The 12,276-nt window shown below is 65.1% G+C and carries 13 protein-coding genes; 6 read left to right on the forward strand and 7 right to left on the reverse strand.

Annotation, left to right across the window (positions count from 1 at the left end; genetic code table 11):
* The first annotated feature begins 16 nt into the window (after positions 1-16).
* The 3 genes from fecA (at position 17) to F3J44_RS06720 (ending at position 3,366) form a co-directional block, all read left to right on the forward strand.
* Positions 17-2,347, forward strand: a complete 2,331-nt coding sequence (gene fecA / locus F3J44_RS06710) for a TonB-dependent Fe(3+) dicitrate receptor FecA (protein ID WP_167271290.1) — start codon at positions 17-19, stop codon at positions 2,345-2,347.
* 247 nt (positions 2,348-2,594) lie between these two features.
* On the forward strand, positions 2,595-2,942 hold the full coding sequence (locus F3J44_RS06715; protein ID WP_167065769.1) for an HPF/RaiA family ribosome-associated protein: 348 nt from the start codon (positions 2,595-2,597) through the stop codon (positions 2,940-2,942).
* Between the two features lie 121 nt (positions 2,943-3,063).
* A complete protein-coding gene (locus F3J44_RS06720; RefSeq protein WP_167065772.1) occupies positions 3,064-3,366 on the forward strand; it encodes a DUF3509 domain-containing protein in 303 nt (100 codons plus the stop codon).
* Between the two features lie 3 nt (positions 3,367-3,369).
* Here the strand turns inward: F3J44_RS06720 and F3J44_RS06725 are convergent, their stop codons facing one another.
* Together F3J44_RS06725 and F3J44_RS29800 are read right to left on the reverse strand one after the other, a co-directional pair.
* On the reverse strand, positions 3,370-3,666 hold the full coding sequence (locus F3J44_RS06725) for a hypothetical protein (RefSeq protein ID WP_167271292.1): 297 nt from the start codon (positions 3,664-3,666) through the stop codon (positions 3,370-3,372).
* Positions 3,667-3,780: 114 nt separating this feature from the next.
* Entirely contained in the window at positions 3,781-4,251 is a 471-nt protein-coding gene (locus F3J44_RS29800; RefSeq protein WP_167065778.1) for a phosphate-starvation-inducible PsiE family protein, read from the reverse strand.
* 223 nt (positions 4,252-4,474) lie between these two features.
* Between F3J44_RS29800 and F3J44_RS06735 the strand changes: the two genes are divergently transcribed.
* Positions 4,475-4,738 carry a YebG family protein gene (locus F3J44_RS06735; RefSeq protein WP_167065781.1) on the forward strand — a complete coding sequence of 88 codons (264 nt, stop codon included), beginning with the start codon at positions 4,475-4,477 and terminating at the stop codon, positions 4,736-4,738.
* 167 nt (positions 4,739-4,905) lie between these two features.
* Here the strand turns inward: F3J44_RS06735 and F3J44_RS06740 are convergent, their stop codons facing one another.
* Positions 4,906-5,925, reverse strand: coding sequence for a Glu/Leu/Phe/Val dehydrogenase (locus F3J44_RS06740; RefSeq protein WP_167065784.1), 1,020 nt, complete (start codon positions 5,923-5,925; stop codon positions 4,906-4,908).
* Positions 5,926-6,049: 124 nt separating this feature from the next.
* Here F3J44_RS06740 and F3J44_RS06745 point away from each other — a divergent pair, with 124 nt between their 5' ends.
* Entirely contained in the window at positions 6,050-6,856 is an 807-nt protein-coding gene (locus tag F3J44_RS06745) for a SirB1 family protein (protein ID WP_167065786.1), read from the forward strand.
* On the opposite strand, the gene maiA is transcribed toward F3J44_RS06745, so the two are convergent.
* From maiA to hmgA, 3 genes are read right to left on the reverse strand one after another with little or no spacing between them, the layout of a single operon-like run.
* Entirely contained in the window at positions 6,850-7,482 is a 633-nt protein-coding gene (maiA, locus tag F3J44_RS06750; protein WP_167271294.1) for a maleylacetoacetate isomerase, read from the reverse strand. The two genes, F3J44_RS06745 and maiA, sit on opposite strands and share 7 nt — an antisense overlap.
* Positions 7,483-7,494: 12 nt before the next feature.
* Positions 7,495-8,787: a fumarylacetoacetase gene (gene fahA, locus F3J44_RS06755; protein WP_167271296.1), complete on the reverse strand. Its 1,293-nt coding sequence runs from the start codon at positions 8,785-8,787 to the stop codon at positions 7,495-7,497.
* 3 nt (positions 8,788-8,790) lie between these two features.
* Positions 8,791-10,092 carry a homogentisate 1,2-dioxygenase gene (gene hmgA / locus F3J44_RS06760; RefSeq protein ID WP_167065792.1) on the reverse strand — a complete coding sequence of 434 codons (1,302 nt, stop codon included), beginning with the start codon at positions 10,090-10,092 and terminating at the stop codon, positions 8,791-8,793.
* 114 nt (positions 10,093-10,206) lie between these two features.
* Between hmgA and F3J44_RS06765 the strand changes: the two genes are divergently transcribed.
* Entirely contained in the window at positions 10,207-10,989 is a 783-nt protein-coding gene (locus tag F3J44_RS06765) for an IclR family transcriptional regulator (protein WP_167065794.1), read from the forward strand.
* Between the two features lie 302 nt (positions 10,990-11,291).
* Here F3J44_RS06765 and F3J44_RS06770 read toward each other — a convergent pair whose 3' ends face one another.
* Positions 11,292-12,200 (reverse strand): SDR family oxidoreductase, encoded by a 909-nt coding sequence (locus tag F3J44_RS06770; RefSeq protein ID WP_167271298.1) that lies wholly within the window; start codon positions 12,198-12,200, stop codon positions 11,292-11,294.
* Between the last annotated feature and the right edge of the window lie 76 nt (positions 12,201-12,276).

Genomic DNA, 12,276 nt, shown 5'->3' on the forward strand with positions numbered 1-12,276 from the left:
TACAGGATCCAGCCCCATGCCCCTGCGCCCCAGCCCGCTCGTCCATGCCCTGCTGCTTGCCAGCAGCCTTGGCCTCACCTCCCAGGCCCTGTTCGCCGCCGATATGCGCACCTACCACATTCCCGCAGGTTCGCTGGAGGATGCCCTGAACCAGTTCGGCCGGCAGAGCGGTGCGCTGATCTCGTTCGGCTCGCAAGTCACCCAGGGCTTGGCGACCCAAGGCCTGGACGGCGAATACGACACCGCCCAGGGCCTGGAGGCGCTGCTGCGCGGCAGCGGCCTGCAGGCGCGCCAGCAGGCCGACAATGCCTACAGCCTGCAGCCGGTAGGCCCAGCCGCCCCCGGCGCGCCGGTCGAGCTCGGTGCATCGACCGTGGTCGGTGACTGGCTGGGTGAGGCGCAACAGGACAACGTCTTCGAGCACCCCGGCGCACGCGATGTGGTACGCCGTGAGGAGTTCGAGCGCAGCGGCGCCAGCACCGCGCGCGAAGTGCTCAACCGCATGCCAGGGGTGAACGCGCCTGACAACAACGGCACCGGCAGCCATGACCTGGCGCTGAACTTCGGCATTCGCGGCCTGAACCCGCGCCTGGCATCGCGCTCGACGGTGCTGATGGATGGCATTCCGGTGCCGTTCGCACCCTACGGCCAGCCGCAGCTGTCGCTGGCCCCCGTGAGCATGGGCAACATGGATGCGGTGGACGTGGTTCGCGGCGGCGGTGCAGTGCGCTATGGCCCGCAGAACGTCGGCGGCATCGTCAACTTCGTGACCCGCGCCATTCCCGAGCAGGCCACCTTCAAGGCCGCGATGCAGAACCAGATCAGCCCCTCCTCCAGCCACGATGGTTTCAAGAACAGCGCCAACCTGCTGGTCGGGGGCACCAACGACAATGGCCTGGGTGGCGCCCTGCTGTACTCCGGCGTGCGTGGCGGCGACTGGCGCGAACACAGCGACACGCAGATCGACGACCTGATTCTCAAGGGCAAGCTGCAACTGGACGAGGCCAACAGCCTGCACGCCATGGCCCAGTACTACGACGGCGAGGCGCAGATGCCCGGCGGCCTGAGCAGCGCCGACTTCGATGCCGACCCGTACCAGTCGACGCGCCTGAAGGACAAATTCTGGGGCCGCCGTACGCTGGTCAACGTCGGCTACGACTACAAGCAGGACGACCGCCAGTTCAGCGTCAACAGCTTCTTCACCAAGACCCTGCGCAGCGGCTACCTCGACCAGGGCAGTTTCGTCTCCCTGTCGCCCCGCGAATACTGGGTGCGCGGCATCGAGACGCGCTTCTCCCAGGGCCTGGCCCTGGGTGACAGCTGGCACGAGCTGGGCATGGGCTACCGCTACGTCAACGAAGCCGGCCACGAGTTGCGCTACCGCGAAGCCACCAGCGCCGACCGCCTGCCAACCACCGCCAGCCGCAACGACCGCGACACCCGTGGCAGTACCGAAGCCCACGCCCTGTACCTGGACGACCGCATCGATATCGGCCGCTGGACCATCACCCCGGGCATCCGCTACGAGATGATCGATTCGGCGCAGAACAACCTGCTCAACGGCCAGCGTTACCAAGGCAGCTACAACACCGCCCTGCCTGCGCTGAACGTGATGTACCACCTGACCGATCGCTGGAACCTCTACGCCAACACCGAGGGCTCCTTCGGCAGCGTGCAGTACAGCCAGATGCCCAACCGCGTCAGCAGCGGTGAGGTGAAGCCGGAGAAAGCGCGCACCTGGGAAGTGGGCAGCCGCTACGACAGTGGCGACCTGCAAGCCGAGGTGGGCCTGTTCCTGATCAACTTCGACAACCAATACGAGAGCAACCAGACCAACGACTCGGTGATCGCCCGTGGCGAAACTCGCCATCAAGGCTTCGAAACCAGCGTGCGCTACGCCCTGGATGGGCTGAGCCCGGCGCTGGCCGGTTTCGACGTGCATGCCAGCTATGCCTTCGTTGACGCGACCATCCGCGAAGATGGGCCGAACAAGGGCAATCAGGTGCCGTTCTCGTCGCGCCACAAGGGCAACCTGGGCGTGGGCTACACCGACGGCCCGTGGCAGTTGAACCTCGATGGCAGCTTCCAGAGCAGCCAGTACGCCGACAACGCCAACACCCGCGCCGAGAGCGCCGATGGCAGCACCGGGCGCATCCCGGGGTACATGCTGGTCAGCACCCGTGCCGGGTACGACTTCGGGCCACAGCTGTCGAACCTGAAGGTGGCGGTGGGGGTGAAGAACCTGTTCAACCGCGAGTACTACACGCGCTCGTTCGATGACAACAACAAGGGTAAATACGTGGGGGAACCGCGGACCTTGTATGTGCAAACCTCGGTTGAGTTTTGAGGTGTTGGCGGGGCCGCGGTGCGGCCCATTCGCGGCACAAGGCCGCTCCTACAGGGATCGTTACAGGGATCGTGCCAGGGTTTGGGCGGCGAGCGGGGCCTGATTTGCAACAGGAAATTTATTTTCAAAAAGGGCTTGAAATCGTTTCGCCGTTGCCTGACCTTAGAGTCAAGAGGCGCAGAAATACCAAGGCCCTCAATGGCCTAGGCACGCCTCCATGCGAGCAAGCTGAATAAGGATTGGAATCATGCAAATCCAGGTCAACAGCAGCAACCATATCGAAGGCAACATCCGTCTCAACGAGTGGGTCCGCAGTACGCTGGAAGCCACCCTCGAACGCTACGACGACGACCTCACCCGCATCGAGGTTCATCTGCGCGACGAGAACGGCGCCAAGCCCGGCCCGCACGATAAACGCTGCCAGCTGGAGGCTCGCCCGAAAGGCCACCAACCGATTTCCGTGACCCACACCGCCACGTCGCTGGACCAAGCGGTCGACGGTGCCGCCAGCAAGCTGAACAACGCCTTGGAACACTTCTACGGCAAGCTGCGCAGCAAGCGCGGCGTGCTTGAACTCAGCGACCCCGACGCCTGATCGGCACACACAAGAACGCCCGGCCAATGCCGGGCGTTTTCATGTTTACGGATCAACGGGCCTGAACCAACCAGGGATTCACCCGGTCAACTCCTGCAATCATTCATTGCAGACACCGAGCATGAACAACCCTTTCGACCAGATCAGCGCCGCCTTCGCCCCCGAATACCGCGTCAACCTCAGCATCGAACGGCTCGATGGCAGCATCATGCTGACCCTTTCCGACGACGCCGGCGTGGTCGCCAAACGCCTCATCAGCCAAGCCCAACGCAACGACCCGGTGCGCCTGCAGCGGGTGATCGACAGCATTCGCCTGGGCCTGGCCATCGAACTGGGGCAAAACCCGCTGCAGGTACTGGCCGCCCTGACCCGCGAAGGCCGTGCCGACAGCCGCCCGTTCGCAGCCATCGGCGTGGCCAACTGAGCCTCAGCCCAGCAGCTTGCCGATTTGCTTCTCCAGGTCCGGCAGCCGCCAATTGCCTACCCGATGCGCCGCATCGAATGTGCCGGGTTGGTGGAACAGGCCGACCAGGCCCTGGTCGTAGGTGGGTTCCTGGCCTTGCTTGAGCCAGTAGATAACCTCTTCGACCAGCGAGCGGCTGGCGGCCACCTTCAGTTCGATGACGTCCGCGACTTCAGTGACGTACAGCGCATCCGGATCGAGCCCCAGGGGGGCCAGGACGTTCTTCAGGTGGGCATGGACGGCTTCGGCATCTTTACGCATTGCGATTCTCCTGTTGGCGCCACCGGCCGTGGCCCGATGCCACGACGCCCGATGCGGCGCCAGCCAGGATTCAATCGCACCGCCGCCCACCCTTGGCGGTAGAAAAATATCCCCTCACTTGCCCTCGTCCACTTCCTTGCCGTTGGCGTCCAGGGCCTTGGTCGAGGGGTAGCGGTACGAGGCGTAGCGCACCACCAGGATCGAGAACGCCAGCAGCAAGATGCCGCCACACACATACAGCAGGCCGGCATCGGGCGCCTTGTGGTGCGAGACATCGCCGATCAGCAGGCGCGTCAGCGCGGTGATTGCCACGTACAGCAGGAAGCGGATTGGCATGTGGTTGGTCTTGAAGTAGATCCCGACCATCGCCCCCAGCTCCAGGTAGATGAACAACAGCAGGATGTCATCGACACTGACCCCACCCTTGCCGAGCATTTCAAGGAAAGTCACCACGGCCGCATAGGCGGTGATGGCACCGATGCCGAACAGCGCCAGGTAATGGAACGCTTCCACGCACAGGTTGCCCAGCGAGTCGGCCGAGCCGTGCAGGCCCTTGCGCAGTCTTTCAGCCCATTTGATGTTCACGATGTGCGATTCCCCGATACGACATGAAGGATGGTGCGTCACCCTTGTGACGCTTGTGCCATGCAGTTAAAGGGCCAGGCCCCTGGCTTGGAAGGCGACCAATTGCCGCAAGGCACCTGTGGACTAGGCTTTAGCCTGATTTTTTGGTTGCACGGTGATGGCCAATGCCATTACTGTATATGGATACAGTAATCCAACCAGCTAAAAGGCACAGAGGTGATGAATGGCCGTCGAAGTGGTGTACCGCAGCAGCCGCGACCCGGAGCGCTTGTTCATGGATAAGGCCGAAGCAGATCGTCACGACAAGATGCTCGAACTGGCCGAGCGCCTGGCAGAGGTGCTGCACAAGGCGGTGCCATCGTTGACCGAGCAGCAGGTGGAAGAGGCCGGAATCTACATGGCCAAGAACCGCGATGTGTTCGCGCGGGCGTTCAAGAGCCAGCCGGATGCGTTGGGTGAGTTGCTTGAAGGCGGTGCTGCCGAGTGACATCGGCGCAGTTCACAGGCGGGTAGGAGCGAGCAGAGCTCGCGATGCGGTGCCACCGACAGGTTCAGCCTTTGAAGTATGCTGCGCCTGCCAGATCGCATCGCGAGCTTTGCTCGCTCCTACCGGTTTTGCGCAGGTGGTTTTCACCGCGCAGGGGGCGCTGCATCTCAACCATAAAGCAGCCGCTCGGCCAGCATCTGCGCCACCCGCGCGGGCGAGCGTTTCTCGGCCTGGGCATGCCCGTACACCTCGGTCAGCCTTGTGGGTATGCGGGTGAGGTGTTCGGTAATGTTCCCCAAGTCCCCGCCCTGGTGCCGCAGCGCCACGTAGATCAAGCCCCCGGCATTGATCACATAATCCGGCGCATAAAGAATCCCGCGTGACTCCAACTGGTCAGCCACCTGCAAGGTCGTCAGCTGGTTGTTCGCCGCCCCCGCCACCGCCGCACAGCGCAGCTGCATCACCGTCTGCCCATTGAGCACCGGCCCCACGCCGCACGGGGCGAAGATATCGCACGGCGTGCTGATCAACGCATCGTTGGTCACCGGGTGGGCATTGAACTGCTCCACCGCCAGCCGCACCCGGCCTGGGTCCAGGTCGCTGACCAGCAATTCCGCCCCTGCCGCGTGCAACTGCTCAGCCAGTGCATAACCAACATTGCCCAACCCCTGCACTGCCACGCGCAAGCCTTCCAGGTTGCTGCTGCCCAACCGTGCCCGCGAGGTGGCACGGATGCCGGCGAACACGCCCATGGCCGCGTGCGGCGAAGGGTCACCGGAGGCTGTGGTGCTGGTGACGTGTGGCGTGGACTGGGCAATGCAGTCCATGTCCAGGGTCGAGGTGCCGCTGTCCACGGCAATGATGAAGCGGCCCTGCAGGGTGTCGATGAAGCGGCCGAACGCCTCGAACAGCGCCGCGCGGTTTTCCACATGGGGGTTGCGCATCACCACCGCCTTGCCCCCGCCCAACGGCAGGCCAGCCAGGGCCGCCTTGTAGCTCATACCCTGGGCCAGGCGGATGGCATCGGTCATCGCGCTTTCATCGTCGGCATACGGCAAGTAGCGGCAGCCACCCATGGCCGGGCCCAGCGTTTCGCTGTGAATGGCCACCACAGCCTTCAGGCCCGTGGGCGGGTCAGTGAACAGGTGCAGCGACTGGGTGCGGGTGCTTTGCATCAGCGCGAACATCGGCGGGCTCCCCTGCGAGGTGCTCCTACCAGTATAGGCACGCGCTTGCAGCTGACGCGGCGGGCGGACCACTGGACGAATCTGCCTGCCACAGCTATTACTCTAGCGTGTGTGGAGATCGCCGATGAACCCACGTCAAGTTTGCCTGGCCTGCCTGGAGCGCGAGCCGGTCGCCCTGCTGGAAGCCGCCTTGTGGATTGCCGCCGAGCATGACCGCCAGGTTGACCCGGCCGCCTGCCTGGCCCAACTGCACCACTTGCAAGCCCAGATCAGCGCCAGCCTGCCCATGCTGCCATTGACCGAGCTGGCCCAGCCGTTGCTGCGCCAGCTCAACGCATTCGGCTTCCAGCAGGATGAATACCACCCCCTGCGCCCACAGGCGGCACTGCTCGACAAAGTGCTGCAGCGCCGCCGTGGCCAGCCGCTGGCCCTGGCCATCATCACCTTGGAGCTGGCCCGGCGCTTGTCCATTCCCCTGGAAGGCGTGGCCTTCCCTGGGCATTTCCTGCTGCGCGTACCCGGCGCCGACCATTTGCTCGACCCCTGTGGCGGCAGGCGCCTGTACCCCAATGATTGCCGCGAACTGCTCGCCCGCCAGTTCGGCCCGCACATCGCCCTTACCGCCGAGCACCTGCGCGCCGCCAGCGCCACGCAGATGCTCCAGCGCCTGTCACGCAACCTGCGCCAACTGCACATCAGCAACGATGACCACCTGGCGGCGCTGATCGATGCCGAACGGGTGATGCAGCTGGGCCCGGTGCAGGTCAGCGACTACGTGACCCGCGCCTCGCTGTACCAGCAGCTGGATTGCCCCCAGGCCGAACGGTTCGACCTGGAGCATGCCCTGCTGTTGACTGACGACCCGGTGCAACGGCTGAAACTGTCGGAACGAATCGGCAAACTGCCCACGGTAAACCGCTCGATTCACTGAGCCGGTGTATCCACCTGGCAGGACGGGTGGGCACTGGCGAACGCCGGGTGCCCCGCCGCCAGGGCCGCCACCCGGCGAATACGTGGGTAGCCACCCAGGTCGACGGTGAAGCGCTCGGCGGCATACACCTGCGGAATCAGGTAGACATCCGCCAGGCCCGGCTGCTCGCCGAAGCAGAAGCCCTGGTCGCCAATCAAAGCCTCCACCGCCGCCAAGCCCTGGCTGATCCAATAGGCGATCCACTGGTTCACCTGGGCTTCGTCATGCCCCAGCTGGCGCAGCTGGTTGAGCACGCTGACGTTGTGCAGCGGGTGCACATCGCAGCCGATGATCGCCGCCACGCCCCGCACCCTGGCGCGCAGGGCTGGCGCTGCGGGCAGCAGCGCAGGCTGTGGATAAACCTCCTCCAGGTACTCGATGATCGCCGGTGACTGCAGCAGCAGCTCCCCCTCGTCGGTACGCAGGGCAGGCACCCGCCCCTGCGGGTTCAGTGCCACATACTCCGCCCCGCGCTGCTCGCCCTTGAGCAGGTTGACCGGCAGGGCCTGGTAGCCCAGGCCCTTGAGTGCCAGGGCGATGCGCACCCGGTAGGAGGAGGTGGAACGGTAGTAGGTGTACAGCTCCATGGCCAGGTTTCCTCAGTTGGCAGCGATCACGGTGCCGCGGCATTCGCCGAAACCAATGCTGGCCACGCCATCCGCCATGCAGCGGGCGCGCAGGATGATTTCATCACCGTCTTCGAGGAACTTGCGCAGCTCGCCACTGGCCAGTTCCACCGGTTGCTTGCCGCCCACGGTGATCTCCAGCAGGCTGCCGTAGGCGTCCGGGCTGGCGCCGGACAGCGTGCCGGAACCGAACAGGTCACCCGGTTGCAGCTGGCAGCCGTTGACGCTGTGGTGGGTAATCAGCTGGGCCACGGTCCAGTACATGTTCAGGGTGTTGCTCAAGGCCAGGCGGTGGGCGGGCAGGCCCTGCTCGCGCATGCGGGCGGTGAGCAGCAGCACTTCCAGTTCGATATCGAAAGCCCCGCGGGCCTGGTCGTGCGCGTCCAGCAGGTAGGGCAATGGCTGTGGGTCACCCTCCGGGCGCGCTGGCTGGGCGCGGCGGAAAGGTGCCAGGGCTTCGGCGGTAACGACCCAGGGCGACAGGGTGGTGATGAAGCTTTTCGACAGGAACGGGCCCAGTGGCTGGTATTCCCAGGCCTGGATATCACGCGCCGACCAGTCGTTGAGCAGGCACAGGCCGGCCAGGTGCTGCTCGGCCTCGGCGATGGGAATGGCCTGGCCGATGTCGTTGCCCTGGCCGATCCAGATCCCCAGCTCCAGCTCGTAGTCCAGGCGGGCACAGGGGCCGAAGGCCGGTTCGGTGTGGCCAGCCGGCAAGGTTTGGCCTTTCGGGCGGCGCACATCGGCGCCCGAGGGGCGCAGGGTCGAAGCACGGCCGTGGTAGCCGATTGGCACGTACTTGTAGTTGGGCAGCAGTGGGTTGTCGGGGCGGAACAGCTTGCCGACGTTGGTGGCGTGCTGGATGCCAACGTAGAAATCGGTGTAGTCGCCCACCTTGGCCGGCAGGTGCATCTGGCACTCGCTGGCGGGGTGCAGGGCGGGTTTGAGTGCAGCCTGGTGTTCGCTACCTTCCCCGAGCAGCGCCTGCAGGCGTTCGCGCAGGGCCACGCGGGCAGGCCGGCCCAGGGCGAAGAAGGCGTTCAGCGCACCGCCGCGGGTCGCTTCCACCGCAGCCTTGGCCTGGCCCTCGAACAACCCGGCGGCCAGCACGGCCTCCAGGTCGAGAATGGCGTCGCCGATGGCCACACCGCAGCGCTGCGCTTCGCCTGGGCGGCTGAAGATGCCCAGCGGCAGGTTCTGCAGCGGGAAGTCGCGGTGCCCGTTGGCGTGCTCCACCCAGCTACGGGCAATGGCGGTCTGGTTCATGGGTTATCTCCGGTTCGGGGTGAAGGTGCTTGGCAAGGTGGCCCAGCAACTGTCGTAGTCGGCCTGCAATTGCGGGCTGTCCTGAGCCTGCAGGCTCGGGCGCAGCACCTGGCTGGTTTCGAACATGAAGGCCATGGTGTTGTCGATCTTGTGCGGTGCCAGCTGCGCTGCGATGGCTTTCTCGCAGGTTTCGGCGTCTGGCCCGTGGGCGCTCATCACCCCGTGCAGGGAAGCGCCACCGGGCAGGAACCCTTCGGCCTTGGCATCGTAGGCGCCGCTGATCAGGCCCATGAATTCGTTCATCAGGTTGCGGTGGAACCATGGCGGGCGGAAGGTGTTCTCGGCCACCATCCAGCGGGGCGGGAAAATCACGAAGTCCATGTTGGCCAGGCCATGCACGCTGGTGGGCGAGGTCAGCACGGTGAAGATCGACGGGTCGGGATGATCGAAGCTGACCGTGCCGAGGGTGTTGAAGCGGCGCAAGTCATATTTGTACGGCACATTGCTGCCGTGCCAGGCCACCACGTCCAATGGCGAATGCTGCAGCTGGCAGGCCCAGTGCTCGCCGAGGAACTTCTGCACCAGTTGCACCGGGCCATCGGCTTCTTCGTAGTGCGCCACCGGGGTGAGGAAGTCGCGCGGGTTGGCCAGGCCGTTGCTGCCAATCGGCCCCAGGTCCGGCAGGCGCAGTGGCGCGCCATGGTTTTCGGCAAGGTAGCCACGCGCCTGGCCATCGGGCAACTCGACGCGGAATTTCATGCCGCGCGGGATCACCGCAATTTCCAACGGCGCGACTTCCAGCACGCCCAGTTCGGTGGCCACGCGCAGCCGGCCCTGCTCCGGCACCAGCAGCAGCTCGCCGTCGGCATTGAAGAACACCCGGTCCATGGAGCGGTTGGCACGGTAGATGTAGATGCTCACCCCAGCCGGTTTGTCGGCGGCCGCGTTGGCCACCATCGGCAGCCAGCCCTCGATGAAGTCGGTGGGTTCGGCCGGAATGGGCTGGGGGTTCCAGCGCAGGCGGTTGGGCGTGGCCGCGCCCAGCGGGCCGGCCAGGGGCTGGCGCTGCAGGCGTTCGAAGCGCGGGTGCAGGGCCGAGGGGCGAATACGGTACAACCAGGTGCGGCGCAGTTCACTGCGGGCCATGGTGAACGCCGTGCCCGAGAGCAATTCGGCATACAGCCCGTAGGGCGCCTTTTGCGGTGAGTTCTGCCCGACCGGCAAGGCACCGGGCAGCGCTTCGCTGGCGAATTCGTTGCCAAAGCCGCTCAGGTACTGAAGATCGGCGGACGTGTCGCGGTTCATCGATGCCTCCGGATTTTGTTTTTATCGTAATCAGATTACGAATAACGTAATTTGCTCCCCGCCGGGCGTCAAGCTATAAAGGCGCGACGCGAAGAATCCGGAAGTTTCCAACCCATGGCCAAAGCCAGTTCCCCCGCCGACAACGGCAAGCAGAAAGTCCGCTCGGCGGAGGTCGGCACCGACATCCTCAAGGCCCTTGCCGAGCTGTCCCCCTCCACCTCGCTGTCACGCCTGGCCGAACACGTGCAGATGCCCGCGAGCAAGGTGCACCGCTACCTGCAGGCGTTGATTGCCAGTGGTTTCGCCGAACAGGACGCGGCCACCAACCATTACGGCCTGGGGCGCGAAGCCTTGCGCGTGGGGTTGGCGGCGCTGGGCAGCATCGATGTGCTGAAAGTGGCAGCGATGCCGCTGTCGCTGCTGCGCGATGAACTCAACGAGAGCTGCTTCATCGCCGTGTGGGGCAACCAGGGGGCGACGGTGGTGAGCATCGAGCCGGCGGTGCGGGCGGTGACCGTTGTGACGCAGATCGGCTCGGTACTGCCACTGCTCAGTTCATCCACCGGGCTGGTGTTCGCCGCGCACCTGCCCGAGCGCGAAACCGTGGAATTGCGTGACCGGGAACTGGCCACGCTGCAGCAGGCGCCGGGCGACTACCAGGGCTTGCTGGCCGGCATCCGGGAACGCGGCCTGCACCATGTGCATGGCCTGCTGATGCCGGGGGTGGATGCCTTGTCGGCGCCGGTGTTCAACGCCCTGGGGCAGATCGCGGCGGTGATGACGGTGGTCGGCCCGACGTCGATTTTCCATGCCGACGAGCATGGCCCGGCGGCGCAGCGGCTGCTTGCCGCGTCCAGGGAAACCAGCTGGCGCATGGGCTATTCGCCCACGGCTTGAGACTGTTGCCCGAAACGTAAAGGTGAATGTCACTGACGGCTATTTTTCCCTCAGGATCAAGCGCTTATTCTTACCTCACTGGCCGGCATGAAGGGCGTTAACCCCCCTGTCCTTCAGGCCCGCGAGGTTCACCGACGTTGATTTTGAAGCTCCTTGATCTAACGTCTCGATTGGCCGCTGCCTTTGCAGCGGCCTTTTTTTTGCCTGATCGATTGGTAGCGAACACTTGCGGAGCCGGTGCCACGCACCGCGTCGCCTGCTTCGCGGGGCAAGCCCGCTCCTACAAGAGCGCGGCGTGGCTGCTAGGGGTATTTCTGCAGGTTGGCCATCATCTGCTGCAGGGACTGCAGGTTGTCCCGCGGGTGTAGCGCCCCTTCGAAATCGGCAATGCGCTCCCAGTTCTGCGCCACCTGTTCGGGCGTGAACCCCTCAACCGGGTCGAAGCCAACCCCCAGGCTGCGCTCCCAGCGCACCTTGCCCACCCAGCCGCCACCCACCTCGAACAGCTCACCGCTGTCCTGGCATTGCTCGCTGCCCAGGTACACCACCAGCGGGCTGATCAACTCGGGCTTGAGCCGTTCGAACACCTGCGCCGGCATCAGCCCCTCGGTCATGCGCGTGCCACCGGTTGGGGCGATGGCATTGGCCAGTACGCCATGCTTGCGCCCCTCGATCGCCAAGGTACGGGTCAGGCCGTACAACCCAAGCTTGGCCGCGCCATAGTTGGCCTGGCCGAAGTTGCCATAGATGCCCGAGGTGGACGCCGTGAAGATCACCCGCCCCCAGTTCTGCTCGCGCAGGTGCGGCCAGGCGGCGCGGGTCACCTGGTAGGCGCCGTCCAGGTGAACCTGGCAAACCTGCGCCCAGTCGCTGTCGTCCATCTTGTGGAACGCCTTGTCGCGCAGGATGCCGGCATTGTTCACCAGCACATCGACCCGGCCGAAGCTGTCCAGCGCCTGCTCGACGATACGGGCGCCCTCGCTGACCGAATCATGGCTGGCCACGGCAATGCCGCCCGCTGCACGGATTTCGGCCACCACCTGGTCGGCGGCCGAAGCATTGGCGCCCTCGCCCCGGGCACTGCCGCCCAGGTCATTGACCACCACCTTGGCGCCGCGCGCGGCGAACAGCAGCGCATGGGCCCGGCCCAGGCCGCCACCGGCCCCGGTGACGATCACTACACGGTCTTGCACACGTACCGGCTCGCTCATGCCCATGGCTCCCGCTCAGGTTTCGATGGCGTGAGTGTCCGCCAGCCCAGGCTTGCGGACAATCAAGCGCACCCGG

It is taken from the genome of Pantoea sp. Tr-811 (assembly GCF_011752535.1).
In the GTDB taxonomy this organism is placed as follows: Bacteria; Pseudomonadota; Gammaproteobacteria; order Pseudomonadales; family Pseudomonadaceae; genus Aquipseudomonas.